This is a genomic window from Streptomyces sp. NPDC058650 (assembly GCF_042717315.1).
Taxonomy (GTDB): domain Bacteria; phylum Actinomycetota; class Actinomycetes; order Streptomycetales; family Streptomycetaceae; genus Streptomyces.
In genome coordinates, this window is record NZ_JBHXRL010000018.1 from 77,336 (window position 1) to 103,514 (window position 26,179).

General features: G+C 72.6%; 20 protein-coding genes. 13 read left to right on the plus strand and 7 right to left on the minus strand.

Annotation, left to right across the window (positions count from 1 at the left end; all coding sequences use genetic code 11):
- Positions 1-36 precede the first annotated feature (36 nt).
- Positions 37-681, minus strand: coding sequence for a CatB-related O-acetyltransferase (locus ACFWWU_RS27465; protein ID WP_384148792.1), 645 nt, complete (start codon positions 679-681; stop codon positions 37-39).
- 94 nt (positions 682-775) lie between these two features.
- Entirely contained in the window at positions 776-1,264 is a 489-nt protein-coding gene (locus tag ACFWWU_RS27470) for an ATP-binding protein (RefSeq protein WP_384148794.1), read from the minus strand.
- A gap of 103 nt (positions 1,265-1,367) precedes the next feature.
- Between ACFWWU_RS27470 and ACFWWU_RS27475 the strand changes: the two genes are divergently transcribed.
- Together ACFWWU_RS27475 and ACFWWU_RS27480 are read left to right on the plus strand one after the other, a co-directional pair.
- The gene (locus ACFWWU_RS27475) at positions 1,368-2,240 is read left to right on the plus strand and encodes a helix-turn-helix domain-containing protein (protein WP_384148796.1); all 873 of its coding nucleotides are present in this window, start codon (positions 1,368-1,370) and stop codon (positions 2,238-2,240) included.
- Positions 2,237-2,425, plus strand: a complete 189-nt coding sequence (locus ACFWWU_RS27480; RefSeq protein ID WP_384148798.1) for a DUF397 domain-containing protein — start codon at positions 2,237-2,239, stop codon at positions 2,423-2,425. Before ACFWWU_RS27475 ends, ACFWWU_RS27480 begins: the two co-directional genes overlap by 4 nt.
- Before the next feature lie 29 nt (positions 2,426-2,454).
- On the opposite strand, the gene ACFWWU_RS27485 is transcribed toward ACFWWU_RS27480, so the two are convergent.
- Complete coding sequence (locus ACFWWU_RS27485) at positions 2,455-4,017, minus strand: MFS transporter (protein WP_384148799.1); 1,563 nt, start codon at positions 4,015-4,017, stop codon at positions 2,455-2,457.
- A 191-nt stretch (positions 4,018-4,208) separates the two neighbouring features.
- Here ACFWWU_RS27485 and ACFWWU_RS27490 point away from each other — a divergent pair, with 191 nt between their 5' ends.
- From ACFWWU_RS27490 to ACFWWU_RS27505, 4 genes are all read left to right on the plus strand, one after another.
- Positions 4,209-5,000 carry an ABC transporter ATP-binding protein gene (locus tag ACFWWU_RS27490; RefSeq protein WP_384148801.1) on the plus strand — a complete coding sequence of 264 codons (792 nt, stop codon included), beginning with the start codon at positions 4,209-4,211 and terminating at the stop codon, positions 4,998-5,000.
- Positions 4,997-7,570: an ABC transporter permease gene (locus ACFWWU_RS27495; protein WP_384148803.1), complete on the plus strand. Its 2,574-nt coding sequence runs from the start codon at positions 4,997-4,999 to the stop codon at positions 7,568-7,570. The genes ACFWWU_RS27490 and ACFWWU_RS27495 overlap by 4 nt, the downstream gene beginning before the upstream one ends.
- A 206-nt stretch (positions 7,571-7,776) precedes the next feature.
- On the plus strand, positions 7,777-11,307 hold the full coding sequence (gene mfd, locus ACFWWU_RS27500) for a transcription-repair coupling factor (protein ID WP_384148805.1): 3,531 nt from the start codon (positions 7,777-7,779) through the stop codon (positions 11,305-11,307).
- Positions 11,308-11,369: 62 nt separating this feature from the next.
- Positions 11,370-13,355: an NACHT domain-containing protein gene (locus ACFWWU_RS27505; RefSeq protein WP_384148807.1), complete on the plus strand. Its 1,986-nt coding sequence runs from the start codon at positions 11,370-11,372 to the stop codon at positions 13,353-13,355.
- Positions 13,356-13,379: 24 nt separating this feature from the next.
- Here ACFWWU_RS27505 and ACFWWU_RS27510 read toward each other — a convergent pair whose 3' ends face one another.
- Both ACFWWU_RS27510 and ACFWWU_RS27515 read right to left on the minus strand, forming a co-directional pair.
- Positions 13,380-14,639, minus strand: a complete 1,260-nt coding sequence (locus tag ACFWWU_RS27510; RefSeq protein ID WP_384148809.1) for an SGNH/GDSL hydrolase family protein — start codon at positions 14,637-14,639, stop codon at positions 13,380-13,382.
- A gap of 48 nt (positions 14,640-14,687) precedes the next feature.
- Positions 14,688-15,266 (minus strand): TetR/AcrR family transcriptional regulator, encoded by a 579-nt coding sequence (locus ACFWWU_RS27515; RefSeq protein WP_384148811.1) that lies wholly within the window; start codon positions 15,264-15,266, stop codon positions 14,688-14,690.
- Positions 15,267-15,399: 133 nt separating this feature from the next.
- Here ACFWWU_RS27515 and ACFWWU_RS27520 point away from each other — a divergent pair, with 133 nt between their 5' ends.
- Positions 15,400-16,335, plus strand: a complete 936-nt coding sequence (locus ACFWWU_RS27520; RefSeq protein WP_384148958.1) for a hypothetical protein — start codon at positions 15,400-15,402, stop codon at positions 16,333-16,335.
- A 65-nt stretch (positions 16,336-16,400) separates the two neighbouring features.
- Here the strand turns inward: ACFWWU_RS27520 and ACFWWU_RS27525 are convergent, their stop codons facing one another.
- On the minus strand, positions 16,401-18,236 hold the full coding sequence (locus ACFWWU_RS27525) for an endonuclease/exonuclease/phosphatase family protein (RefSeq protein ID WP_384148813.1): 1,836 nt from the start codon (positions 18,234-18,236) through the stop codon (positions 16,401-16,403).
- A gap of 125 nt (positions 18,237-18,361) precedes the next feature.
- Between ACFWWU_RS27525 and ACFWWU_RS27530 the strand changes: the two genes are divergently transcribed.
- Positions 18,362-19,051, plus strand: coding sequence for an HNH endonuclease family protein (locus tag ACFWWU_RS27530; protein ID WP_384148815.1), 690 nt, complete (start codon positions 18,362-18,364; stop codon positions 19,049-19,051).
- Positions 19,052-19,111: 60 nt separating this feature from the next.
- A complete protein-coding gene (locus tag ACFWWU_RS27535) occupies positions 19,112-19,858 on the plus strand; it encodes an N-acetyltransferase (RefSeq protein ID WP_384148817.1) in 747 nt (248 codons plus the stop codon).
- Positions 19,859-20,021: 163 nt separating this feature from the next.
- Here the strand turns inward: ACFWWU_RS27535 and ACFWWU_RS27540 are convergent, their stop codons facing one another.
- Positions 20,022-20,828 carry a DUF4352 domain-containing protein gene (locus ACFWWU_RS27540; RefSeq protein ID WP_384148819.1) on the minus strand — a complete coding sequence of 269 codons (807 nt, stop codon included), beginning with the start codon at positions 20,826-20,828 and terminating at the stop codon, positions 20,022-20,024.
- A gap of 192 nt (positions 20,829-21,020) precedes the next feature.
- Here ACFWWU_RS27540 and ACFWWU_RS27545 point away from each other — a divergent pair, with 192 nt between their 5' ends.
- From ACFWWU_RS27545 to ACFWWU_RS27560, 4 genes are all read left to right on the plus strand, one after another.
- Entirely contained in the window at positions 21,021-23,198 is a 2,178-nt protein-coding gene (locus ACFWWU_RS27545) for an N-6 DNA methylase (protein ID WP_384148821.1), read from the plus strand.
- Between the two features lie 122 nt (positions 23,199-23,320).
- A complete protein-coding gene (locus tag ACFWWU_RS27550; RefSeq protein ID WP_384148823.1) occupies positions 23,321-23,995 on the plus strand; it encodes a hypothetical protein in 675 nt (224 codons plus the stop codon).
- Complete coding sequence (locus ACFWWU_RS27555; protein ID WP_384148825.1) at positions 23,992-25,560, plus strand: protein kinase; 1,569 nt, start codon at positions 23,992-23,994, stop codon at positions 25,558-25,560. Before ACFWWU_RS27550 ends, ACFWWU_RS27555 begins: the two co-directional genes overlap by 4 nt.
- Positions 25,561-25,696: 136 nt before the next feature.
- Positions 25,697-26,092 carry a VOC family protein gene (locus ACFWWU_RS27560; RefSeq protein ID WP_384148827.1) on the plus strand — a complete coding sequence of 132 codons (396 nt, stop codon included), beginning with the start codon at positions 25,697-25,699 and terminating at the stop codon, positions 26,090-26,092.
- The last annotated feature ends 87 nt before the right edge of the window (positions 26,093-26,179 follow it).

Consider the following 26,179-nt stretch of genomic DNA (forward strand, 5'->3'; position numbering starts at 1 on the left):
TGGTCCCGGTGTGACGGGTGGTGCGTGGAGGCGGGATCAGTCCCGTGGTGCGATCTCTTCGAGGTCGTCGATGGTGCCGGACATGATGGCCCGGATGTGTTCGGTGAGGTGTTCCGCGGGCCAGTCCCACCAGGCGAGGGCGAGCAGGCGGGCGATCTCGTCGTCGTTGTAGCGGGTGCGGATGAGTTTGGCCGGGTTGCCGCCGACGATGCCGTAGTCGGGGACGTCGTCCACGACTACGGCGCCGGAAGCGATGACCGCGCCGTGCCCGATGCGTACTCCGGGCATGACCATGGTGTTGTAGCCGAACCAGACGTCGCTGCCGACGACGGTGTCGCCCCTGCCCGGCAGGCCGGCGAGCAGGTCGAAGTGCTCGGCCCAGGATCCGCCCATGATGGGGAAGGGGAAGGTGGAGGGGCCGTCCATGCGGTGGTTGGCGCCGTTCATGATGAACCGCACCCCGGTGCCCAGTGCGCAGAACTTCCCGATGACGAGTATCTCCGGCCCGTAGTGGTAGAGCACGTTGCGGGTCTCGAACGCGGTCGGATCGTCCGGGTCGTCGTAGTAGGAGTACTCCCCGACCTCGATCAGCGGCGAGGTCACCAGCGGCTTCAGCAGGACCACGCGCGGCTGGTCGGGAAACGGGTGAAGGACCGTCGGGTCCGCGGGAAGGTGATTCATGGCAGTCGCTCTCGGTTCGGCATGGGGCGGCGGACGCCCCCCATTCTGCGCATGACGCACGGCTGTTCCGGCGAAGTGCCGTCCATCCGGTCCTTCAGGTGAGGGCGCACTCAGCCCAGACCGTCTTCCCCGGCGCCCGGAGCCTCGGGCACCAGCCCCAGCGGTCGGCGAGCGCGTCGACGAGCAGCAACCCCCGGCCTCCGTCAGCCAGTTCCGGACCGGGGTCGGGGAGCCTTCCGGGCCGGGGCGGTACGCGCTCGGCGCGGGTGTCGGTCACCTCGATCCGCGCGACGGTCGGGGGCCCGTCCGTGACCCGCAGGAGCAGGTGGAAGTCCCGTCCCGGCACATGCCCGTGCCGCACCGCGTTCGCCGCCAGCTCGGCGGCGACCAGCACGACGGTCTCGTGCACCCCGGTCCCGTACGGGACGCCCCACTCGTCCAGGCGGACGGCGACGAGGCGCCGGGCGAGGCGGGCGCCCCGGGCGGTGGACGTGAAGCGTAGGGCGAAGGTTTGGTTGCCCAAGTAAGGGGAGCATCCCGAGAGTTGGGTGGTGTTGGTGGGGCTGAGGTTGTTGCTCGTCATGCCTCCCACGCTCCTCTTGGTGGCGTAGCGTGACCAGTGGTGACGCACCGACGCGATGGCCTTGTACGTGGAGTGTCGGTGCACGTACGAGAGCTGGGGTGCGATGGCGGAAGAAGAGCAGGCGGGCGCGGCGCCGGAGTCAGGACCTGAGGCGGACGCCGGCCAGACGGCGGACAAGTCCGGGCAGGGTGTGGTGGCGGCGTTCGGGCAGAGCCTGAAGACGCTGCGGGTGCGGGCGGGGATGGAGCGGGAGGAGTTCGGCAAGCGACTGGGCTACTCGGCCTCCACCGTCGCCTCGTTCGAGCAGGGCCGGAGGATCCCGCCGCCGCGAGCGATCGACCGGTCGGACGAGGTGCTCGACGCGAGCGGGCTCCTGACGGTGTGGAAGGACCAGCTGGAGAAGGCGCAGTACCCGGCGTACTTCCAGGGCATGGCGCAGCTGGAGAAGCAGGCCATAGAGCTGCTGGTGTACGACACGATGATGGTCAACGGCCTGCTCCAGACCGAGGAGTACATGAGGGCTCTCCTGGCCATGCGGCGCCCGCCGTTGGACCAGGAGACGATCGAGCAGCGAGTGGCGGCCCGATTGGCGCGACAGGACATCTTCGACCGCCGCCCCGCTCCTCTGCTGAGCTTCGTCACGGACGAGTCGGTGCTACGGCACCGGTACGGCGGGAAGGGCGTTCTCCGCGGGCAGTTGGAGCACCTGCTCCTGATCGGCCAGCGGCGGAACGTCGAGCTTCAGGTCATGCCGACCGACTGCGACGACAACGCGGGCGTGAACGGCCCGTTCACGGTCGTCACGCGCAAGGACGGCAAGCAGTTCCTTTACGTCGAGGCGCAAGGCACCAGCTCGTTGGCAACCGACCCGGAGCGGACGGTTCTCGCCGCCGCGCGCTATGGGATCATCCGGTCACAGGCTCTCACCCCGCGAGAGTCGCTTGGGTTCATCGAGAAGTTGCTAGGAGAGCTATGAACAGCACCGAGTCCCTCGACTGGTTCAAGAGCAGCTATAGCGACACCGAGGGCGGCCAGTGCGTCGAGGTCGCGTCCGGCGCGGGAGCCGTGCACGTCCGTGACTCCAAGGACGTGTCCCGGCCGGCCCTCCGGGTCTCGCGCGACGCGTGGGCCGGGTTCGTCGGGCTCGCCTCGGCGGAGTAGTACAGCCGCTGGTTGTACGCGGTCAGCGGTCAGTCGTCGTCCCCCGCCGCCTCCTTCAGGACCGGGAAGCGGCGGGGCGCCAGCGTGAGCAGGGCCAGGAGGGCCAGGGCCGCCGCGCCCGCCGCGCCCAGGTAGACGTAGTCGACCGCCGCGTCGACCGCTCGGCGTAGGTGGTCCATGGTCTCGGCGGTGAGGGACGCGGGCTCGTCCAGCGCGCGGGCCAGGGTGTCCAGGTCGGTGCCGCCGCCCAGGCGGGCCGCCAGGACGCCGTTCGCGACCGCGCCGAAGAGGGCCGCGCCGACGGTCTGGCCGATCTGGCGGCAGAAGAGGACCGAGGCCGTCGTCGTGCCTCTTTCCTCGTACGGGACCGTCGACTGGACGCCGACGATCAGGGGGAGTTGGAAGAGGCCCAGCGTCCCTCCCAGGAGAAACATGAGGAGCGCGGGCTGCCACGGTTCGCCCGGGAACGGCAGGAACGGGAAGGCCAGCAGCAGGAGCAGCGCGCCGGAGATGCCGAGGACGGCCGTGGCGCGGAAGCCGATGCGGTTGTAGACGCGGTTGGAGAGCGCGGCCGTGACGGGCCAGCTCAACGTCCAGGAGGACAGGACGAAGCCGGCGGCTATCGGGCCGAGTCCGAGGACGGACTGCGCGTACGTCGGGAGGAAGACCGTCGGGGCGACCATCAGGAGGCCCAGGGCGCCCAGCGACAGGTTCACGGCGGCTATCGTGCGGCGGCGCCAGACCCAGCCGGGGATGATCGGTTCGGCCGCGCGCCGTTCGATGACGACGGTGAGGGCGCCGAGGGCGGCGGCCCCGCCGAGCAGGCCGAGGGACGGGGCGGAGAGCCAGGGCCAGGCGACGCCGCCCTGGACGAGCGCGGTGATGAGCAGGGCGCCGGTGGCGAAGACGGCGAGTGCGCCGGCCCAGTCGATCCGGGGGCGTTCGCGGGGTGTCGTGCGTTGCGGTTCGATCAGGTGGCGGGTGACCAGCCAGAGCGCGACCAGGCCTACCGGCAGGTTGATCAGGAAGATCCAGCGCCAGTCGGCGTATCCCGCGAGCAGTCCGCCCACCGCCGGACCGGCGACCGAGGACGCGGCCCAGACGGAGGAGAGCCGCGCCTGGATCTTGGGGCGTTCCTTGAGCGGGTACAGGTCGGCGGCGATCGTCTGGACCGTGCCCTGGAGTGCGCCGCCGCCGAGTCCCTGGACGACGCGGAAGGCGATGAGCGAGGCCATGCTCCAGGCGGCGGCGCAGAGCAGGGAGCCGATGAGGAAGAGGACGATCCCGGCGATGAGGACGGGCTTGCGGCCGAAGGTGTCGCTGAGCTTCCCGTACACCGGCAGGGTCACGGTCACGGCGAGCAGGTAGCCGGAGAACAGCCAGGAGAAGACGGCGAGTCCGCCGAGGTCGCCGACGATCTGGGGGACGGCGGTGGAGACGATGGTGCCGTCGATGGCGGCGAGCCCCATGCCGAGCATGAGCGCGGCCACGACGGGGCCTCGGCGTGCGGCCGTGCGGGGGGCGGGGGACGCGGTGGCGGGCGGTGTCCCGGGGCCGCCCGCTCCCGCCGGTGTCGTGGACGGCTCGGTCACCGCGAGATTCCTTTCTTCGTACACCTAAATGTTCGCCGTCAGGGTCTCACCAGGACCACGGGTGGAGGAACCCCTAGGGGGCTCTCCCCCATACGGGCCAGGGGTCGTTCGTTCCGGCGGAGGAGGAGAAAGGCGGTTTTCGGTTCTTAACTTGAACTTACAAACCCACCCACTGCTCCTAGGAGAAGACCGTGACTTCGGCTGTGACCATCCCCAGGCACGGGGGTACTGGAGGGCGTACTACGGCCGTCGCCGCGCGGGCGCGTCAGGTCGTCAAGGCGTACGGCACGGGGGAGACCCGGGTCGTCGCGCTGGACTCCGTCGACGTGGACATCGCCCGCGGTGCCTTCACCGCGATCATGGGGCCCTCCGGCTCCGGCAAGTCGACCCTGATGCACTGCCTCGCCGGGCTCGACACCGTCACCAGCGGCGAGATCTTCCTCGACGAGACCGAGATCACCGGGCTCAAGGACAAGAAGCTCACGCAGCTGCGCCGGGACCGGATCGGCTTCATCTTCCAGGCGTTCAACCTGCTGCCGACCCTGAGCGCCATCGAGAACATCACGCTCCCGATGGACATCGCCGGGCGCAAGCCGGACGCCGAGTGGCTGCGCCGGGTCATCGACACCGTCGGGCTCTCCGACCGCCTCAAGCACCGGCCGAACCAGCTCTCCGGCGGCCAGCAGCAGCGCGTCGCCGTGGCCCGCGCGCTCGCCGCCCGGCCCGAGATCATCTTCGGCGACGAGCCGACCGGAAACCTGGACTCCCGGGCGGGCGCCGAAGTCCTCGGCTTCCTGCGGCAGTCCGTCGACGAGCTGGGGCAGACGATCGTCATGGTCACCCACGACCCGGTCGCCGCCTCCTACGCCGACCGGGTCCTCTACCTCGCCGACGGGCGGATCGTGGACGAGATGGAGCGGCCCACCGCCGACGCCGTCCTCGACCGGATGAAGGACTTCGACGCGCGCGGGCGGACGTCATGACCGTCCTGAAGACCTCCCTGCGCAACTTCCTCGCGCACAAGGGGCGGATGGCGCTCTCCGCCGTCGCCGTGCTCCTCTCCGTCGCCTTCGTCTCGGGCACCCTCGTGTTCACCGACACCATGAACACGACGTTCGACAAGCTCTTCTCGTCGACCGCCTCCGACGTCACCGTCAGCCCGAAGGGCGCGGCGGCGAACGACGAGATCCCGCAGTCCGGCCGGCCCGAGTCCTTCCCCGCCTCGCTCGTCGAGCAGGTCAGGAAGGTGGAGGGCGTCCAGGCCGTCGAGGGCGACGTCATCTCCATGAGCGTCACCGTCGTCGACGCGCAGGACAAGAACGTCGGGCCCACCAGTGGCGCCCCGACCATCGCCACCAACTGGAGTCCCAGTGAGCTCCGTTCGGTGGAGCTCGTCTCCGGCCACGAGCCGCGCGGCCCCACCGACGTCGTCGTCGACGGCGCCACCGCCGAGAAGCACGGCCTGAAGCTCGGCGACGAGCTGCGGACGATCGCCGTCACCGGCGACTTCACCGCGAAGATCTCCGGCATCGTCGACTTCAAGGTCACCAATCCCGGCGCCACCGTCGTCTACTTCGACACCGCCACCTCGCAGCGCGAACTCCTCGGCAAGGAAGGCCTGTTCACCCAGATCCTGGCCGACGCGAAGCCCGGTGTCGGCGACGACGCGCTGAAGAGGAACATCGCCGCGTCGATCGGCGACGACTACAAGCTCCAGACGGCCGCCGAGGCCGCCGACGCGGGCCGCGAGGACGTCGCCGGATTCCTCGACGTCATGAAGTACGCGATGCTCGGCTTCGCCGGGATCGCCTTCCTCGTCGGCATCTTCCTCATCGTCAACACCTTCTCCATGCTGGTCGCCCAGCGCACCCGCGAGATCGGCCTCATGCGGGCCATCGGATCGAGCCGCAAGCAGGTCAACCGCTCCGTCCTCGTCGAGGCGCTGCTCCTCGGCATCGTCGGCTCGGTCGCCGGCGTCGCGGCGGGCGTCGGGCTCGCCGTCGGCCTCATGGAGCTCATGTCCTCCATGGGCATGGAGCTCTCCACCCGCGACCTCACCGTGGCGTGGACGACGCCCGCCGTCGGCCTCGCCCTCGGCATCGTCGTCACCGTCCTCGCCGCCTACGTCCCGGCCCGCCGGGCGGGCAAGGTCTCCCCGATGGCCGCCCTCCGCGACGCCGGCACCCCGGCCGACGGCAGGGCCGGACGGGTCCGGGGCGCCCTCGGCCTCGCCCTGACCGCCGCCGGTGCCGCCGCCCTGTGGGCCGCGACCCGCGCCGACGAAGCCGGTCCCGGCTCCCTCTGGCTCGGCCTCGGCGTCGTCCTCTCCCTCCTCGGCTTCATCGTCATCGGCCCGCTCCTCGCGGGCGGGGTGGTCCGCGCCCTCGGCGTCGTCGTCCTGCGGGTCTTCGGCCCGGTCGGCCGCATGGCCGAGCGCAACGCCCTGCGGAACCCGCGCCGCACCGGCGCCACCGGCGCCGCCCTGATGATCGGCCTCGCGCTCGTCGCCTGCCTCTCGGTGGTCGGCTCCTCGATGGTCGCCTCGGCCACCGACGAGCTGGACCGTTCCGTCGGCGCCGACTTCATCGTCCAGTCCGGCACCGGCCAGCCGATCGTGCCGCAGGCGCAGGCCGCCCTGGAGAAGGTCCCGGGCCTCGACCACGTCACCGAGTACAAGTGGGTCGACGCCAAGGTCACCGACCCGCGCGGCCGGACGGAGACGGCCGGCCTGGCCGCCACCGACCCGACGTACGTGCAGGACCTCCGCCGGGAGATCAGCTCCGGCACGCTCGCCGACGCCTACGGCACGGACGCGATGTCCGTCGGCAGCGACTACGCCACCGAGCACGGTGTGAAGGTCGGCGACGTCCTGACCGTCGCCTTCAAGGGCGGCGAGACGGCGAAGCTCAAGGTCGCGGCGATCACCGTGGACACCGGAACCGTCGACAACGGCGCGATGTACACCAACGTCACCACCGCCGCCCGCTACCTCCCGGCCGACAGGACGCCGCACAGCCTGCTCCTCCTCGCCAGCGCGAAGGACGGCCAGGAGACCCAGGCGTACGAGGCGGTCAAGGAGGCCCTCGCGCCCTACCCGCAGTACAAGGCCAGCAACCAGGCCGACTACAAGGAGGACCTCAAGAGCCAGGTCGGCCAGCTCCTCAACATCGTGTACGGGCTCCTCGCCCTCGCGATCATCGTGGCGATCCTCGGTGTCGTGAACACCCTGGCCCTCTCGGTCGTCGAGCGGACCCGCGAGATCGGCCTCATGCGGGCCATCGGCCTCTCCCGCCGCCAGCTGCGCCGCATGATCCGCCTGGAGTCCGTGGTCATCGCCCTCTTCGGCGCCCTCCTGGGCCTCGGCCTGGGCATGGGCTGGGGCACGGCCGCCCAGAAGCTGCTCGCCCTGGAGGGTCTCGGCGTCCTGGAGATCCCCTGGCCGACCATCCTCACGGTGTTCGTCGGCTCGGCCTTCGTGGGCCTCTTCGCGGCCCTCGTCCCGGCCTTCCGGGCCGGCCGGATGAACGTCCTGAACGCGATCGCGAGCGAGTAGCGGTACGTGCACCTGAGCGGCCCCGGCGGACCCCCGAAAGGGGTGTCCGCCGGGGCCGCCCCGCGTTGCCGCCCGGTGTTTCGGAAGCGACTGTCGTCACCCCGTCGTACGCTGGACACCCCGGCCCGTTCGACGTGTCGGGCTGTTCGCGTTGTCCGCCCCCGCGCCACCGCGCCCCGTACTCCGAACCCGGGATGGAAAGCTCCATGAGCCTGCACGGCCTGCTTGATGTAGTCGTCAAGGACGCGGCCCTCGCCGAGGCGGTGAAGGCCGCCGCCGACGGGAACCGCCCGCACGTCGACCTGGTCGGGCCCGCCGCCGCGCGGCCGTTCGCCGTCGCCGCGCTCGCCCGCGACTCGGGGCGCCCGGTCCTGGCCGTCACGGCGACCGGGCGGGAGGCCGAGGACCTGGCCGCCGCGCTCCGCTCGCTCCTCGACCCGGACACGGTCGCCGAGTACCCCTCCTGGGAGACCCTGCCGCACGAGCGGCTCTCGCCCCGCTCCGACACCGTCGGCCGCCGCCTCGCCGTGCTGCGCCGCCTCGCGCACCCGCGCGACGACGACCCGGCAGCCGGCCCCGTCAGCGTCGTCGTCGCGCCGATCCGCTCCGTGCTCCAGCCGCAGGTCAAGGGCCTCGGCGACCTGGAGCCGGTGGCACTGCGCAGCGGCCAGAGCGCGGACCTGAACGAGATCGTCGAGGGCCTGGCCGCCGCCGCGTACTCCCGGGTCGAGCTCGTCGAGAAGCGCGGCGAGTTCGCCGTGCGCGGCGGCATCCTGGACGTCTTCCCGCCCACCGAGGAGCACCCGCTCCGCATCGAGTTCTGGGGCGACGACGTCGAGGAGATCCGCTACTTCAAGGTGGCGGACCAGCGCTCCCTCGAAGTCGCCGAGCACGGTCTGTGGGCGCCGCCCTGCCGCGAGCTGCTCCTCACCGACTCCGTACGGGAACGGGCCAGGGCGCTCGCCGAGGCCCACCCCGAGCTGGGCGAGCTCCTCAACAAGATCGCGGAGGGCATCGCCGTCGAGGGCATGGAGTCCCTCGCCCCCGTCCTCGTCGACGACATGGAGCTGCTGCTCGACGTGCTGCCGAAGGGCGCCATGGCCGTGGTCTGCGACCCGGAGCGGGTCAGGACCCGGGCCTCGGACCTGGTGGCGACGTCGCAGGAGTTCCTCCAGGCGTCGTGGGCGGCGACCGCCGGCGGCGGCGAGGCCCCGATCGACGTCGGCGCGGCCTCCCTGTGGGGGCTCGCGGACGTCCGGGACCGGGCGCGCGAGCTGGGCATCGCCTGGTGGTCGGTGGCGCCGTTCGCGGCGGACGAGGTCCTTTCGGGGGACACCCTGGTCCTCGGCATGCGCGCCCCGGAGTCGTACCGCGGCGACACCGCCCGGGCGCTCGCCGACACCAAGGGGTGGCTGGCCGACGGCTGGCGGACGGTGTACGTGACGGAGGCCCACGGCCCCGCGACCCGTACGGTCGAGGTCCTCGGCGGCGAGGGCATCGCCGCCCGCCTCGACGCGGACCTCGCGGAGATCTCCCCGTCCGTCGTGCACGTGTCGACCGGCTCCATCGACTACGGCTTCGTCGACCCGGCGCTCAAGCTCGCCGTCCTCACCGAAACCGACCTGTCCGGCCAGAAGGCGGCCGGCAAGGACGGCCAGCGGATGCCGGCCAAGCGCCGCAAGACGATCGACCCGCTGACCCTGGAGGTCGGCGACTACATCGTGCACGAGCAGCACGGCGTCGGCCGGTACGTGGAGATGGTCCAGCGGACCGTGCAGGGCGCGACCCGCGAGTACCTCCTCGTCGAGTACGCCCCCGCCAAGCGCGGCCAGCCCGGCGACCGGCTGTACATCCCGACCGACCAGCTGGAGCAGGTCACCAAGTACGTCGGCGGCGAGGCGCCGACGCTGCACCGGCTCGGCGGCGCGGACTGGACGAAGACGAAGGCGCGCGCGAAGAAGGCCGTCAAGGAGATCGCCGCCGACCTGATCAAGCTGTACTCGGCGCGGATGGCGGCCCCCGGGCACGCCTTCGGCACGGACACCCCGTGGCAGCGCGAGCTGGAGGACGCCTTCCCGTACGCGGAGACACCCGACCAGCTCTCCACGATCGCCGAGGTCAAGGAGGACATGGAGAAGACGGTCCCCATGGACCGGCTGATCTGCGGCGACGTCGGCTACGGCAAGACGGAGATCGCGGTACGGGCCGCCTTCAAGGCGGTCCAGGACGGCAAGCAGGTCGCCGTCCTCGTCCCGACGACGCTGCTCGTGCAGCAGCACTTCGGCACGTTCAGCGAGCGGTACTCGCAGTTCCCGGTGAACGTGCGGGCGCTGTCCCGCTTCCAGACCGACACCGAGGCGAAGGCGACCCTGGAGGGGATGCGGGAGGGCTCGGTCGACGTCGTCATCGGCACCCACCGCCTCTTCGCCGCCGACACGAAGTTCAAGGACCTGGGCCTGGTCATCGTCGACGAGGAACAGCGCTTCGGCGTCGAGCACAAGGAGCAGCTGAAGAAGCTCCGCGCCAACGTCGACGTGCTGACCATGTCGGCCACCCCGATCCCGCGCACCCTGGAGATGGCGGTGACCGGCATCCGCGAGATGTCGACGATCACCACCCCGCCGGAGGAGCGGCACCCGGTCCTCACCTTCGTCGGCCCGTACGAGGAGAAGCAGATCGGCGCGGCCATCCGCCGTGAACTCCTGCGCGAGGGGCAGGTCTTCTACATCCACAACCGCGTCGACTCGATCGACCGGGCGGCGGCGCGGCTCCGCGAGATCGTGCCGGAGGCGCGGATCGCGACCGCCCACGGCCAGATGTCGGAATCGGCCCTGGAACAGGTCGTCGTCGACTTCTGGGAGAACAAGTTCGACGTGCTCGTCTCGACGACGATCGTCGAGTCCGGTATCGACATCTCCAACGCGAACACCCTCATCGTGGAGCGCGGCGACAACTTCGGCCTCTCGCAGCTCCACCAGCTGCGCGGGCGCGTCGGCCGTGGCCGCGAGCGCGGCTACGCCTACTTCCTGTACCCGCCGGAGAAGCCGCTGACGGAGACCGCGCACGAGCGGCTCGCGACGATCGCCCAGCACACCGAGATGGGCGCGGGCATGTACGTGGCGATGAAGGACCTGGAGATCCGCGGCGCGGGCAACCTCCTCGGCGGCGAGCAGTCCGGCCACATCGCGGGCGTCGGCTTCGACCTGTACGTCCGCATGGTCGGCGAGGCGGTCGCGGACTACCGGGCGCAGATGGAGGGCGGCGTGGAGGAGGAGGCGCCGCTGGAGGTCAAGATCGAGCTCCCGGTCGACGCCCACATGCCGCACGACTACGCGCCGGGGGAGCGGCTGCGCCTCCAGGCGTACCGCTCGATCGCCTCCGCGAACTCGGAGGAGGACATCAGGGCCGTACGCGAGGAACTCACCGACCGGTACGGCAAGCTCCCGGAGCCGGTGGAGAACCTGCTCCTGGTGGCGGGCCTGCGGATGCTGGCGCGCGCGTGCGGCGTCGGCGAGATCGTCCTCCAGGGCCCGAACATCCGCTTCGCGCCGGTGGAGTTGAGGGAGTCGCAGGAGCTGCGTTTGAAGCGCCTGTACCCGCGCACGGTCATCAAGCCGGCGGTCCACCAGATCCTGGTGCCGCGCCCGACGTCGGGCAAGATCGGCGGGAAGCCGGTGGTGGGGCGCGAACTGCTGGCGTGGACGGGCGAGTTCCTCACGACGATCCTCGGCTCGTAGGCCCGTGGACGTCCCCGGTCCGGCAGGATGGCCTTCTGCAGGACCGGGGGCGAGGGGGCTGGATGGTACGAGGGTGGCTGCTGGGCGCGGGGGTGCTCGCCCTGGTGGCGGCGGGTGTCCTGTGGGCCCTGGACGGCGAGGACGCGGCCGGCCCGATGGAGCTGTCGGAGCGGACGGACCTGATCGCGATGGTCTGCGCGGTGCTCGGCGGCGTCGCGATTCTCGCCACGTTGTGGCGGCGGCCGGAGGAGGACGGGGCGGCGGCGGTCGCGCGGCTCGCCCGGGCGGTCAGGGCGGTCGGCGAGCCCCAGTGGACCAGCTCCCTGGGTGGTGACCTCAAGGCCATCGACGTCACGTTCGCCTTCCGTCCGTACGGGACCGGGCGTGCGGCCGAGTTGCCGGCCTCGCCCGCCGGGCGGCTGGAGAAGGTGGTCGACGACTACCGGGCTCTGCGGCCGCGGCGCATGGTGATCACGGGGGAGCCGGGGGCGGGGAAGACGATCCTGGCGCGGAAGTTCGTGATGGAGCTGAGCCGGGTGCGTACCGAGGCCGAGCCGGTGCCGGTGCTGATCTCCCTCGCCGACTGGGGCGGCAGCGAGTCCTTCGTCGACTGGCTGACGCGCCATCTCCAGCGTGACTTCGGCCTGCGGGCCGCGTCCGCGCGGGGGCTCGTGGACGCGCGGATGGTGCTTCCCGTCCTGGACGGCCTCGACGAGATGGACGGCGAGGGCGAGGTCGGGCTCGACTCCCGTGCGGGCCGCGCTCTGGAGGCCCTCGCCCGCTACCAGGACGGCATCGAGCCCGGACCCCTCGTCCTGACCTGCCGCACCCGCGAGTACGACTCCCTGGAGGCCGAGGGCGGCCACATCCTGGACGCGGCCCGCCTGGAGATCGACCCGGTGACCGCCGATCAGGCCGTCCGGTACCTGGAGCAGCGTGGGGCGGCCCGCCGGCCGGCGGAGTGGGCGCCGGTCCTCGCGGAACTGCGGGCGCACCCGGGTGCCGTCCTGGCGCGAGCCCTGTCCACACCGTGGCGCCTGACGCTGGCGGCGGTCGCGTACGACAGGGAGGGCGACCCCGCGGAGCTGCTCACGGCGGTGCGGGAACGCGAGGTGGCGGACCGCCTCCTCGCGCGCTTCATCGGGGCCTTGACGTCCCACGCGCCGATCGGGGCGGGTCGCTGTCCGCCGGATCGGACCCATCGCCGACTGGCGGTTCTGGCGGCTGTGATGACGACGGCCCACGGCGCGGACTCGGATCTGGTGCTGGAGCAGTTGGCCGGCCGGCTGCGCCGCGGCCGGGCCAAGGCGCTCCACCTGGCGGTCTGCCTGGTGTGCGCGGTCGCGGCGGGCACCGCCATCGCTCTGACATGGGCAGGGGCCGGAATCGGCTTGGTGATCGTCGTGACGACGAGCACGTTCCTTGCCCTCGCCGCCATGCATGTCGTCGACGGTGCCTCGCGACTGCTGGTCTTCCGCAGGTTCGCCGTGCCCCCGTTCGGCAGCCCGCTGTGGAGGGTGGGGTGGGCGGCGTCCTTGCGTGCGGGCCGGACGTCGAGCCTGATACCCGGCGGAGCCTCGGCGCTGTTCGTGGTCTTCATGGGCGCTCCGGCGGGCTGGGGAGGTGGGGGGGCGCCGCTCATGGCGATCGCGATCTCGGGATTCCTCGGTGTGCTGGCCTCCAACTCCCTCATGGAGAAAATCGAGTTGGCGGCGCTCGGCCCGTCCGCGTGGGCGCGCATGGGCGCTGCCACGGCGGCTGCCACGGCGCTGATGGTGCTGCTCGTGCCGGGCCGGGCCTGGGTGCGACCGGACCTTCCCGGGATCCTCTTCCCGCTGGGCGCCTTCGGGTTGGTGTTCCTGGCGCTGGCGGGCCCTTGGTGCCTCTACGTCTTCGGGCTCGTCACGCACCGCCCCCGGCTCCCGTTCCGGCTCGCCCGCTTCCTCGACTGGTCCGTCTCCGCCGGGCTCATGCGCACCTCCGGTGTCGCCTACCAGTTCCGGCACCGGGAGTTCCAGGAGTGGCTGGTGCGGCACCCCGAGCCGTAGGGGCGGGGCGCCGCACCACGGGGACTACAGCTCGTTCAGGTCCACGGCCTGGGCCATCGCCTCGTAGCCCGCGTCGTTCGGGTGGAGGCCGTCGCCCGAGTCGTACGCCGGGAGGATGCGGTCCGGGTCCGTCGGGTCCGCGACCGCGCGGTCGAAGTCGACGACCGCGTCGTACGCGCCGGACGTGCGGATCCAGTCGTTGACGGCGTCCCGCTTGGCCTCGTTCGCCGGGGTGTCGTAGGAGGAGCCCTCGATCGGGGTGAGGGTCGCTCCGATGATCTTGAGCCCCTTCGCGTGGGCCTCGCGGATCAGGGTGCGGTGGCCCGCGATCAGCTGTGCGGCGGAGACGTCGGGCGTGGGCGCGGCGGGGAAGGTCGCCGTGCTGCCGCCGATGTCGTTGATGCCTTCGAGGACGATCACGGTCCGGACGCCGGGCTCCGCCAGCACGTCCTGCCGGAAGCGCTTGATGCCCTTCTCGCCCGCCCAGGTGGTGTCGTTGACGACCTGGTTGCCGGCTATCCCGTGGTTGACGACGGCGCGCGGACGCCCGGACTCGGCGAGGCGTTCCGCCAGCGCGTCGGGGTAGCGGCCGTCGGTGTCGAGGGTGGAGCCGACGCCGTCGGTGATGGAGTCGCCGAAGGTCACGACGCCGTTGCGGCGGGCGGCGTCACGGCCGCCGGTGACCTCGACGCCGGAGAGGAAGTACCAGGACGCGCTGGTCTCCTGGAAGGCCGCGCCGCTCAGGTCGCCGCGGTGGTCGCCGTCGGCGCGGTAGCTGGTGGCCGAGGAGAAGTGGTGGAAGGTCGCGGGGCCGGTCTTCTCCGCGAGGTAGAGCGTGACGGTAAGGGATTCGAAGGCCTCGACGGGGAGGTTCGCGGTGTCGCTGAGGAGCGTGCCGCCGGCCGGGATCGTCACGGACGCCCGCCCGTCGAAGCGGAGTTGGCGTACGGAGCCGGGGCGTACGGCGCTGCCCTCCGCCGTGCGGGCGACGGTCGCGCCCGTGATCCGCAGGGGTGTGGAGCCGTAACGGTTCGTCAGCTCGATCCGGGCCCGGTTGCCGCCGGTGGTGACCCGGACGACCTGGCGGACGGTGTGGTTGTCGAAGCCCTGCTGCGACCAGTTGGGGGTGAAGGGCGCGGTCGGCGACTGCGGGGACGCGGCCCAGGCGGCGCGCCAGGAGGGGCCGTGGTGGCCGGTGTCGGCGAGCGCGGCGGGGGCCATGCCGAGGGCGGCGGTGGTGAGGAGGGCAATGGCGGCGCGGCGGAGGGTGTTCGTCGTGTGCATGCTTGCGTCAATTAATGGCTGGCGCGGGGTATTCCCGGCCGGCGGGGACTAGTTCCGCTCCTCCGTGGGGAGTTGGCCGGTGAAGAGCAGGCCGGTCAGGGAGCGGAAGTACTCCTCGGGGTCGCGGTCGCCCAGTGCCGCGTCGACGTTCCGTGTCAGGAGCAGGGTCGCGAACCCGTGGGCGAGCGACCAGGCGGCGATGCCCGCCGCGCGGGCGTCGGGGACGTCCGGCAGGCCGGCGACGCCCGCGCGGAGTTCGGTGGAGGCGCGCTCCTTGGCGGCGAGGAGCTCCGGGTCGTCGGTGCGGAGCAGGTCCGGCTGGAACATGATCTGGAAGTGGGCGGGGTGGTCCGTCGCGAAGCGCACGTACCGCACGCCGCGTTCGCGCAGCTCGGGTGTCCCGGCGAGGGCCGCGGCCAGGAGGTCGTACCCCTCGGCGGCGATCGCCGTGAGGAGTCCGGTGCGGTCCTTGAAGTGGTGGGCGGGGGCGGCGTGGGAGACGCCGGCGCGGCGGGCGAGGTCGCGCAGGCTCAGTGCCCCGGGGCCGTCGGCGGCGATCACGTCGAGGGCGGCGGCGAGGACGGACTGCCTCAGGTCGCCGTGGTGGTAGGTCTTCCGGCTCGTCATGGCAGCAGCCTAGCCGGTATCTAGTCATTGACAAGTTCCCCGGACCGGATGCAATCTTGTCAGTGACAAGTCGATGGGTGAGTGAGAGTCGATCACGAGGGAGCACGCCGTGGAATCCGGACGCGTACGTCAGATGTGGCACCTGCTCGAACCCCTGCACGCCCTGCTCTACTACGCCCCCGAGGCCTTCGACGAGGCCGCCGCCCTCGGCTACGACACCGCCGAGCGCTGGCCCTCCTACTTCGCGTGGCGCTCCGCCCCGCTCGGTGCGCCCGGCCCGGCCCGGGTGACCTCGGCGTTCTACAGCTTCAGCCCCGAGATGGTCGCCCGGTACGTCCGGGAGGGCGACGGCCGGGAAGGCGCTGGCCGGGAAGGTGCCAGTCGGGAAGGCGACGGCCGGGAGGGCGACGGCACGGAGGGCGCCGGTCGGGAGGGCGCGAGCCGGGAGGCTCAGGCCCCCGCCGACGTCCTCGCCGCCCGCCTCCGGGCCGTCGACCGCACCTACCGTTCCGTCCTCGGCGAGGACACCGTCAAGAGCCCCGAGCTCGCCGAGGCCGCCGCCCTCGCCCGCCGCGCCGCCGAGGCGGCCGGGACCGAGGGCCGCCCCCTCGCCGCCGCCAACGCCGCCCTGCCCTGGCCCGAGGCCCCGCACCTCGTCCTCTGGCAGGCCGCGACGATCCTGCGCGAGCACCGCGGCGACGGACATCTCGCCGCGCTCCTCGTCGCCGGGCTCGACCCGGTCGAGGCGCTCGCCTCCTTCGCGGCGGTCGGCGCCGCCCCCGAGGCCGTCTTCGAGAGTCGCGGCTGGTCCGCCGCCGCGTGGTCCGCCGCCCGCGCCCGCCTCGCCGCCCGCGGGGTCCTGGGCGCGGACGGGGCCGTCACCGGGGAAGGCCGCGCGCTGCGCGCCCAGGTCGAGCTGCGTACGGACGAACTCGCCGCCGCCCCCTGGGTCGCCCTCGGCCCTGACGACACGAGCCGGCTCGCCGAACTGCTCGGCGGCCCCTGGCTGTCCGCGATCGGCTCCGGCCTGCTCCCCGCCGAGAACACGCTGGGCATCGGCAAGGTGTGAGACCGGAGCCGCGTCACGGGACGCGGATCTCAGAAGAGACCCGGATCTCAGAAGAGGCGCGGCTCTCAGAAGAGCAGCTCTCCCGAGGGGAAGCTCGAACCGGCCTTCACGCGCGGGGCGTAGCCGCCGGTGCCGTTGCCCTTGTAGGAGTAGAGGTCACCCCCGGCCTCGCGGCCGACGAGGTCCGGCTTCCCGTCGCCGTCCAGGTCGCCGGGTGCGACGAGGGCGTCGTAGACGTTCCAGCTGGTGCCGATGGCCTGGCGCGCCGAGAGCGTTCCGTCGCCGTTCCCCCGGTGGAGCCAGAGGCGGCCGGTGTCGTCGATGGCGACGAGGTCGGCGGCCTTCGGGCCGGTGAGGTCCTGGTCGAAGTCGACGGCGACCACGGACCGGTAGGTGGCCCAGGTGCTCCCGTCGCCGCCGGTGTCGGCGATCGGCGTGCGCGGGGCGTAGCCGTGTGCGCCGGTCCCCTTGTGGAGCCAGAGCCCGCCCGTGGTGTCGCGGGTGATCAGGTCGGCGACGGTGTCACCGTCGACGTCGCCGGGGGCGAGGAGCACGTTGTCGTTCCCGAACCCGGTCCCCGCCGCCGTACGGCCGGAGCCGCCGGAGTACGAGCCGTCGGCGGGGGAGGCCTGGTAGTGCCACAGGTCGCCGGCCGCGTCGACGGCGGCGAGGGTCGTTCCCTGGCGGGCGACCAGCTTCATCCCCTTCCAGCCCGTGCCGACCTTGCACGGCATGGCCAGGGCGGCGTCGGCGCCGTCGGCCCGGCCTGCGTAGCGGTACAGCCCGCCGACCGCGTCCCGCCGGAACACGGCGCCGGAGGTGGCGCCGTAGGCGCCGCAGTCCTCCCAGTAGGCCGCGCCGCGGATCGGCAGGTGGTCGGAGATCCACTTGCCGGCGGTCGGGGTCGTCGGCTCGGGAGGCACGTCGCCCACCTCGCCGCGGAAGTACCGGGAGCTGAAGAAGGTGTAGTCGAGCTTCTGCTTCCGCGCCGTGTGCGCCGCGTCGAGCTTGGTCAGCTGTCCGCTGCGGCACCGCGCGACCGGGGCGGCACAGAGGGCGCCGCGCATCCCGAAGCGGTCGGCGTCGGTCTCGTCGGCCTCGGCGAACGTGCCGTGGCCGCCTTCGCCGGCGCCGGCCTCGTAGAAGCGGTCGAGGACGTCTCCCCACGGGGAGGAGTTGAAGTCGCCGCCGAGGACGACGGGGATGCCCGCGTCCTCCCAGGCCTTGGCCTGCGCGGCCAGCTTGTCGGCCTCCCTGGCCATCACCGCGTGCATCGCCTGCTGCTGGGTGGTGGGGTCGGCGGGGAGGGTGGGGAGTCCCCACCACAGGTGCACGGAGCACGCCCAGGTCTGCCGGTACTGCACCCTGGCCTTGACGCAGGGGGCCTTGATGTCCTCCGCGTTCGATCCCGGGACGGTGTTCAGGATCGCGGCCCGCGTGTCCAGGGTGAGGTCGACGCCGTCGACGACGACGCCCCTGACGAACGTGGCCATCCCGTAGCTCGGGGTGGTGGACCCGACCGGGTCCTTGCACAGCGACCCGAGGTTGCCGGCCGGGACGGTCTCGACGTACCGGCCCGTGTATCCCCGGCTGCCGAGGCGGGCGTTCAGGTCGTCGAACTGGTACCTGCAGACCTCGACGAGGAAGAGGTAGTCGGCGTTCCAGACGCCCGCCGCCGTCTCGTCGACGATCGTGTCGTACCGCGCCTCGTTGCCCGCGGCGCTGACGTCACAGCCGCCGGTCCCGCCGCTGCCGCACATGTTGTACGTGTACGTCCTGACCGGCGGCGCGGTCGACGGGCCCACCGTGTCGGCCTGTGCCTGAGGTGCTGTCAGCACCAGCCCCGCGCACATGAGGGCCAGTACGGCCGTCAGTGCCCGGAGCGCTCCGGACCTTCGCATCGGTCCCCCCTGAGGATTCGAATGAGGATGCGTATCGGAAGGACGGAACGCTACCCTCCAGCCGCGGGGGACAAATGGCCCGTATCCGTCGAAGTCCGGGATTCCGAGGCGCCTAGGATTCCAGGGTGCTGACGTATCGAAAGACCCTGACCGCGACCGCGCTCGCCGTCGCCGCCCTGGTGACCACCGCCTGCACGCCGGGCTCCGACACCCCCGCGTCCGACGGCGGCGGCTCGGGCGGCAAGCCCGCCGCGCGCGGGTCCGCCCTCGCCGCCGTGGACGCCCTCACCGTCAAGGGCCGGGCCCCGAAGACCGGTTACGAGCGGGAGAAGTTCGGCCGGGCCTGGGCGGACGTCGACGGCAACGGCTGCGGCACCCGCGACGACATACTCCGGCGCGACCTGAGCGGCGTCCGCCTCGCGGACGGCCGCTGCAAGGTCGCTTCCGGCACCCTCACCGACGACCCGTACACCGGGACCACCGTCGAGTACGTCCGGGGCCGCAGCAAGGTCGACATCGACCACGTCGTGGCGCTCTCCGACGCCTGGCAGAAGGGCGCGGGGACGTGGGACAAGGACACCCGCCGCCGCTTCGCCAACGACCCCCTCAACCTCCTCGCCGTCGACTCGTCGACGAACCGGCGCAAGTCCGACGGCGACGCCGCGACCTGGCTCCCGCCGAACAGGGCGTACCGCTGCACGTACGTGGCCCGGCAGGTCGCCGTGAAGAAGAAGTACGGGGTGTGGGTGACCGGCGCCGAACGGGACGCGATGAAGCGGGTCCTCAAGGGCTGCCCGCAGCAGAAACTTCCGTAGCGGACCGACCCGTCGGGAAAATCGTTTTGGCTTCCCGAAGACGATCTTTATCCTGCCCGCATGGACCTGAACATATCGACCCTTGCCGCCCGTCCCGAGCTGGAAGGGCCGATGTGGAACATGCTCGACCTCTGGCCCGAGTTCATGATGTACGACCCGGTCGGCTGGGCGAACATCGGCCGGATCGTGCGCGAGCTGCCGGAGTACGTCCTCGTCGCCACGAACGACGAGGGCAAGGTCGTCGCCCGCGGCTTCAGCGTCCCCTTCCGGATGGACGTCGACGGCCGCCGCGAGCTGCCGCCCCGGGGCTGGGACGAGGTGCTGCTCTGGGCCTTCTCGGACCTGCGGGCCGGCCGTGAGGCGGACACCGTCAGCGCGATCGAGATCACGGTCGACACGAGCGCGCTGGGCAACGGCGTCTCGCACCGGATGCTCGCCGCCATGCGGGAGAACGTGCAGCGGCTCGGCTTCTCGGAGCTCGTCGCCCCGGTCCGCCCCAACGGCAAGCACCTGGAGCACGAGTCCTCCATCCACGAGTACGCCTTCCGCACCCGCGAGTCCGACGGCCTGCCCGTCGACCCGTGGCTGCGCGTCCACGTCCGCGCGGGCGGCGTCGTCGAGGCGGTGGCCCCGGCGTCGATGACGATCGGCGGCTCCGTCGAGCAGTGGCGCAAGTGGACGGGTCTGCCGTTCGACACGGACGGGCCGGTCGAGGTCGACAAGGCCCTCGTCCCGGTCCACTGCGAGGCCTCGCGCGGGTACGCGGTCTACGTCGAGCCCAACGTGTGGGTCCGCCACACCCTCTGATGACCAGTCGGTGACGACGACGTCGCGTCGTGGCGGTGTCTCCGAGGGGCATGAACGGGAGAAGGGGCCCCGTGGGGCCCCCGGTCCTGGTGGTGCGTGATGCGCCTGGTGCGTGGTGCGTGGTGCGTGGTGCGTGGTGCGTGGTGCGTGCTGACCGCCCGGGTCAGCCGAGCTTCAGCTCCCACTGCGACGGGTTGTAGTCGAAGCCGGGGTTGACCTCGACGGTCAGGGTCTTGGCGTCCTTCGGGGCGTCGAAGGCGACGGTGAGCGTGGCCTTCTTGCCGGGCAGGACGGAGCCCTGGAAGCCCGCGCCGACCTTCTCGTCGAAGATCTGCTCCGCCTCGACACCCTCCGTACCGGCCCGCGCGCTCAGCAGGACGCCGACCGCGTCGAACTTCTTCGTGCCGCCGTTCTCGACGACGACGGTGACCTGGTAGGCCTTGTTGCCCTTGGTGTGGCCGACCGCGTACTCGCTCGCCGTGTACGCCTTCGGGTCCGAGACCGTGATCTTCAGCTTGTCGTCGTAGACGGAGCTGTCGCCGTCCGCCAGGCCCTTCCCCTTGTCCGCCGTCCCCTTGTCCGACGTCCCGGCGTCGCCCGACGAACCCCCGGCCTTCGTCGGGTCCTGCGGCGCCGCGTCCTTGATGGTCTTGTCGATCTCCTCCACCGCGTCGCTGACCGCCGTGACCGTGATGATCAGGCCGACCGTCGCGAGGATCAGGGACACGAGGCCGAGGACCGCGCCGGTGAGCGTCACGCCCTTGTTGTTCGCCTCGCCGCGCTTCACGCGGCCCTTGCCGACGAGGCCCAGGATCAGGGCGATGAGGCCGAGCGTGCCGGCCAGCCAGAAGAGCAGCGGGATCAGGCCGGAGACCGCGCCGATGATGCCGAGGATCAGGGCCGCGGTGCCGAGGCCGTTGCGCATGGCCTGCTGCGGGGCGGCGGGCGGGACCTGGGTGTCGTACGACATGAGTGTGTCCTCCCGGACAGAGAAGCTGTCTGAAGCGATGGGTCAATCTCAGCAGAGCTTGTGAACCGAGTCAACACGGTTCACGGAAAAGAAGTCCGCTCACGCTGTGAAGTGGTGCCCCGCGCATGCAGCAGTAAGATCGATGTCACACGAGGACGTGGGCGTGGACGTGGACGCGGGCGAGTCAGGGAGATGAGTCAGGTGCCAGAGGAGAGCGCGGGAGACACGGGCGCGACAGACGCGGGCGCGGCAGAGGTGACCGCCGCCGGGATCGCCCGGCTCGCGGGGGTCGGCCGGGCCGCCGTCAGCAACTGGCGCCGCCGCCACCCCGACTTCCCCAAGCCCGTGGGCGGCACGGAGACCAGCCCGTCCTTCTCGCTCGCCGAGGTCGAGCGGTGGCTCCGCGACCAGGGCAAGCTGGCCGAGGTCCCGCTGCGCGAGCGCGTCTGGCAGCAGATCGCTGGCCACCCCGCCGGCGCCGTCACCGCCCTCGTCCACGCGGGCTGCGCCCTCCTTCTCGTACGGGACCGGTCGGCGGCCTGGCCGGCGCTCGCCGCGCTCCCGGACGAGCGGCTCACGGGCGTGCTCCCCGTAGCCCTGGAGGAGACGCTCACCGAGCGCCTCGGCCCCGAGCGCCCCGTCCTGACCCCCACCGGCGCCGCGCTGTCCGCCTCCGTCCCCCTCCTGCGCGGGGTCGCCGAGCTGGCGGCGGAGATGGAAGGGGTCCGTCCGGCCTTCGAGTTCCTGCTCGGCCGTCACCTCGACGCCAACCCGCGGCAGTACACGCTGACCCCGCCCGGCCCGGCCTCCCTGATGGCCGCCCTCGCGACCGGCCGCACGGCGCCCCCCGCCCCCGACGGCACCGGCACGCCGCTCACCGTCCTCGACCCCGCCTCCGGCACCGGCGGCCTGCTCAGCGCGGTCGAGTGGCCCGGCGCGGTCTGCGGCCAGGACGCCGACCACGACCTCGCCGCGCTCACCGCCCTCCGCCTGGCCCTCTCCACCGACGCCGACATCCGCGTCCGCTCCGGCGACAGCCTCCGCGCCGACGCCTTCCCGGCGCTCGCCGCCGACGCAGTCCTCTGCCACCCGCCGTTCAACGAACGCAACTGGGGCCACGACGAGCTGGCCTACGACCCGCGCTGGGAGTACGGCTTCCCGGCGCGCACGGAGTCCGAACTCGCCTGGGTGCAGCACGCCCTGGCCCGCCTCCGCCCCGGCGGCACCGCCGTCCTCCTCATGCCGCCGGCCGCCGCCTCCCGCCGCTCCGGCCGCCGGATCCGCGCCGACCTGCTCCGCCGGGGCGCCCTCCGCGCCGTCGTCGCCCTCCCGGCCGGCGCCGCGCCCCCGTACGGCATCCCGCTCCACCTCTGGGTCCTGCGCAAGCCCGTCCCCGGCGAGCGCCCCGCCGCCGAACTGCTCCTCGTCGACACGGCGTCCGAGCACACGGGCCAGGGCCGGGACGGCCAGGGAAGGGACGGCAGGGACGGCAGGGACCGGCTCGACTGGCCGGCCGTCCACGCGGCCGTACTGGACGCCTGGACGGCCTTCGACCGGGACGGGACCGTCGCCGCGACCCCCGGCGAGAGCCGCGCCGTCCCCGTCATCGAGCTCCTCGACGACGACGTCGACCTCGCCCCGGCCCGCCACCTCCCGCCCCCGGCCGCCGCCGAGGGGGTGACCCAACTGGCCCTCGTCCGCGAGCGTCTCACCGAGACCCTGCACCGGACCCGCGAGCTGACCCCGCCGCCCGTGACCGACCCGGCCACGGCGGGCGGCGGCACGGCGGGCCGGCTCACGGCCACGGCCGGCACGACCACCGTGGGTGAACTCGCGCGCGCCGGCGCCCTGGCGCTGTACGCGGGCGGCGCGGGCACGGCCCCCACCGGCGCCCCCGTCGCGGTCCTCACCGACCACGACGTCCTCGCCGCCCAGCCGCCCACCGGGACGCTCCCCGACGGCCCGCCCGAGGCACCGGTCCTCCTCGTCGTCGGCGACGTCGTCGTCCCGGTGCTCGGCGGCGGCGCGGCCGTCCGCGTCGTCGACGCCCCCGCCGAGGGCGCGGCCCTCGGCCGCAACCTCCAACTGCTCCGCCCCGACCCGGCGGCCCTCGACCCGTGGTTCCTGGCCGGATTCCTCCGGGCCACCGCCAACACCCGGCAGGCCAGCAGCTACGCCTCCACCGCGACGCGGCTCGACGTGCGCCGCCTCCAGCTGCCCCGCCTGCCCCTGACCGAACAGCGCCGGTTCGGCGAGCGGTTCCGCACCCTCGCGGAGTTCGAGGAGACCCTGCGGCAGGCCTCCCGGCTCGGCGAACAGCTCGTCCAGGGCCTGTACGACGGCCTGGCCGACGGCACGGTCGCACCCTGATCCGGACCGTCGCGGCCTGAACTGTTCGACAACGGTTCTGGACAACCCGGAACCGTTGTCGGTGACGGTGTATACGCTCGTCCTCGACCCGATCCGATCCGTTCGAGCAGGAGCAGCAGCCGATGTACGGCCCCCCGCAGGCCCCGCGGCCGTCGCCGCCGCCGTCGCCGCCCGGCCCCGCCTCCGGTGGCCTGATCGCGCTGCGCGTCCTCTTCGCCGCGCTCCCGCTGCTCAGTTGCGGCTTCCTGGCCTGGGCGCCGATGCTGCGTCTCGCGATCCTGACGCAGAAGGTGCGGGACTGGGTGTTCTTCGGTCTGACCTTCGTCGTGGCCACCGCGCTCTTCGTGTACATGGGCGTCACGGGCGAGAAGGAGGCCTCCGACCTGGAGGCGGTCATCGGGGTCGGCACCATCCTGGCCCTGGGCGCCGGGTCGGTGGCCTACTACCTGGTCGGGGAGATCCGGCACTACGACCGCCGCCGCGCGCCGGCCGTGCCGCCCCCGTTCCGACCGCTCGGGTACGTGTACGGGCCGGACGGCTCCGCCGTCACGACGACGCCGAGCGGAGCCCCCGCCCCGTACATCTGCGCCCCGCCGGCCCCGGCCCAGCCCCACCAGCCGGTGCAGCCCCACGCGCCGGCCCAGCCCCACCAGCCGGCGCAGCCCGTCCAGCCCCACCAGCCCCCCACCGCACCCCGCATCGAGCAGGTCCGTGCCGAGCTCGACGAGCTGAGCGATCTGCTGCGCAAGGACGGACGGGACGGACAGGACGGACGGGAAGGCGAAAGCCACAGGTGAACGGGCGTGTGATCGGCGGGCGTTACGAGCTCGCCACCGTCATCGGCCAGGGCGGCATGGGCCAGGTCTGGACGGCGTACGACGGGCGGCTCGACCGCCGGGTCGCGGTGAAGCTGCTGCACCCCGCCGGCATCGCCGGGCCCGCGACCGCCGCCGACGAGCTGCGCCGCCGTTTCGTGCGCGAGTGCCGGGTCACGGCGCAGGTCGACCACCCGGGCCTGGTCACCGTGCACGACGCCGGCAGCGACGGCGAGGACCTGTACCTCGTCATGCAGTACGTGGAGGGCGCGGACCTCGCCGACCACCTCGCCGAGAACGACCCGTACCCCTGGGAGTGGGCCGTCTGCGTCGCCGCGCAGCTGTGCGCGGTCCTCGCCGCCGTCCACGCGGTGCCGATCGTGCACCGCGACCTCAAGCCGCGGAACGTGATGGTCCGCCCGGACGGCACGGTCACCGTCCTCGACCTGGGCGTCGCCTCCGTCCTCGACACGGACACCACCCGTCTCACCCACACCGGTTCGCCCATCGGCAGCCCGGCGTACATGGCGCCCGAGCAGGCCATGGGCGGCGCCGTCGGCCCGTACACCGACGTGTACGCGCTCGGTGTGGTCCTCCACGAACTCCTCAGCGGGGACGTGCCGTTCTCCGGTTCGACCGCGCTCGGCGTGCTGCACCGGCACCTGTACGAGCCGCCGCGCCCCATCCGCCACGTGCGCCCCGAGGTCCCCGACGTGCTCGAAGCGCTCGTGCTGCGGCTCCTCGCGAAGGACCCGCGCGACCGGCCGTCGGGCGCGCAGGAGGTGTACGAGCACCTCCTCCCGCTGCTGCCCGCGCGCGGCGCCCCGGCGGGCCCGATGGACCCGACCCGCCCGTTCCTGCGCCCGCACGCGCCGTGGCCGGACCGGAGCGCGACGCCGGTCACGGCCCCGCCGCCCGTACCCGTACATCCGCCGTCCCCGCCGCCCATCGACCCCCGTACGTACGGGACGCCGCCGCCGGCCCCCAAGCCGGACGTCGCCGCGGCCGTCGACGAGGTCAAGCGGCTGCTCGGGGAGGGCTCGCTGACGCAGGCCGTGGACATCCTCGGCGGCATCCTGCCCGCCGCCACGGCCGAGCACGGCGAGCGTTCGCCGGTCGTCCGCATCCTGCGCAAGCAGTACGCGTCGACGCTGATGGACGACGGCCAGTACCGCCGCGCGCTGCCGGAGCTGCGCCGCCTCGCGGAGGACCGCGCGGCGGAGGCGGGCCCGGCGGACCCGCAGACGCTCCAGTTCCGGTACGACGCGGCGGTGTGCCTGGAGCAGGTGGGCGAGACGGCCGCCGCGCTCGCGGAGCTCCGCGCGGTCCTCCCGTTCTTCGAGCAGAGCGCCGACCCGGCGCGGGCCTTCGACATCCGGCACCGCCTGGGTCTGCTCCACCTGGCGACAGGCGAGCACGCGGCCGGCCAGGCGGAGCTCCAGCGACTGCTGTTCGACGCGGAGCGCGCGTACGGCCCCTATCACCCGCTTCCGGTCGACTTGCGAAGGGCACTGGACCGCCAGCGGCAGCTGGGCCCCGGCTCCTGACGGACAGTCGACGAGTATGTGAGGGGCCGGAACCCCACGGGGTCCCGGCCCTTCTCGCGTCGAGCGTGGCCGGAAAGCGCGTGTCCCCGGGCCTCTTCCCTTGGTCCGTTCGCGGGCCTGGCCTACCGTCGGTCGGATGGAACATCCTTCTGATGCGATCCAGCTGAACCACACCGTCGTCTACGCCTCCGACCGCTCCCTCTCCGCCCGTTTCCTCGCGGACATCCTCGGTCTGGAGGTGGGCGCCCCCTTCGGCCCGTTCCTCCCCGTCGACCTCTCCAACGGCGTGACCCTCGACTACTACGAGTGGAGGGGCAAGCCGATCCAGCCGCAGCACTACGCCTTCCTCGTCCCCGAGGAGCGCTTCGACACGATGATCGACCGCCTGGAGGCGGCCGGCGTGACGTACTACGCCGACCCCGGACACACCCAACCGGGCAAGGTGAACGACCACTTCGGCGGCCGGGGCGCGTACTTCGACGACCCGGACGGCCACAACATGGAGATCATGACCACGCCGTACACGCGGTAGCGGGCGGGTCGACGGGTACGCGAAAGGGCCGGGGCGCGGGATTCCGCGATCCGGCCCTGTGGGGTCGTCGGGGAAGTGCCGCGCCGA

Excerpts from the sequence above, each read along its gene's own strand:
- ACFWWU_RS27465 (WP_384148792.1), bottom strand. The coding sequence starts at position 681 with ATGAATCACCTTCCCGCGGACCCGACGGTCCTTCACCCGTTTCCCGAC.
- ACFWWU_RS27470 (WP_384148794.1), bottom strand. The coding sequence starts at position 1,264 with ATGACGAGCAACAACCTCAGCCCCACCAACACCACCCAACTCTCGGGA.
- ACFWWU_RS27475 (WP_384148796.1), top strand. The coding sequence starts at position 1,368 with ATGGCGGAAGAAGAGCAGGCGGGCGCGGCGCCGGAGTCAGGACCTGAG.
- ACFWWU_RS27480 (WP_384148798.1), top strand. The coding sequence starts at position 2,237 with ATGAACAGCACCGAGTCCCTCGACTGGTTCAAGAGCAGCTATAGCGAC.
- ACFWWU_RS27495 (WP_384148803.1), top strand. The coding sequence starts at position 4,997 with ATGACCGTCCTGAAGACCTCCCTGCGCAACTTCCTCGCGCACAAGGGG.
- mfd (WP_384148805.1), top strand. The coding sequence starts at position 7,777 with ATGAGCCTGCACGGCCTGCTTGATGTAGTCGTCAAGGACGCGGCCCTC.
- ACFWWU_RS27505 (WP_384148807.1), top strand. The coding sequence starts at position 11,370 with ATGGTACGAGGGTGGCTGCTGGGCGCGGGGGTGCTCGCCCTGGTGGCG.
- ACFWWU_RS27510 (WP_384148809.1), bottom strand. The coding sequence starts at position 14,639 with ATGCACACGACGAACACCCTCCGCCGCGCCGCCATTGCCCTCCTCACC.
- ACFWWU_RS27515 (WP_384148811.1), bottom strand. The coding sequence starts at position 15,266 with ATGACGAGCCGGAAGACCTACCACCACGGCGACCTGAGGCAGTCCGTC.
- ACFWWU_RS27520 (WP_384148958.1), top strand. The coding sequence starts at position 15,400 with ATGTGGCACCTGCTCGAACCCCTGCACGCCCTGCTCTACTACGCCCCC.
- ACFWWU_RS27525 (WP_384148813.1), bottom strand. The coding sequence starts at position 18,236 with ATGCGAAGGTCCGGAGCGCTCCGGGCACTGACGGCCGTACTGGCCCTC.
- ACFWWU_RS27535 (WP_384148817.1), top strand. The coding sequence starts at position 19,112 with ATGGACCTGAACATATCGACCCTTGCCGCCCGTCCCGAGCTGGAAGGG.
- ACFWWU_RS27540 (WP_384148819.1), bottom strand. The coding sequence starts at position 20,828 with ATGTCGTACGACACCCAGGTCCCGCCCGCCGCCCCGCAGCAGGCCATG.
- ACFWWU_RS27545 (WP_384148821.1), top strand. The coding sequence starts at position 21,021 with ATGAGTCAGGTGCCAGAGGAGAGCGCGGGAGACACGGGCGCGACAGAC.
- ACFWWU_RS27550 (WP_384148823.1), top strand. The coding sequence starts at position 23,321 with ATGTACGGCCCCCCGCAGGCCCCGCGGCCGTCGCCGCCGCCGTCGCCG.
- ACFWWU_RS27560 (WP_384148827.1), top strand. The coding sequence starts at position 25,697 with ATGGAACATCCTTCTGATGCGATCCAGCTGAACCACACCGTCGTCTAC.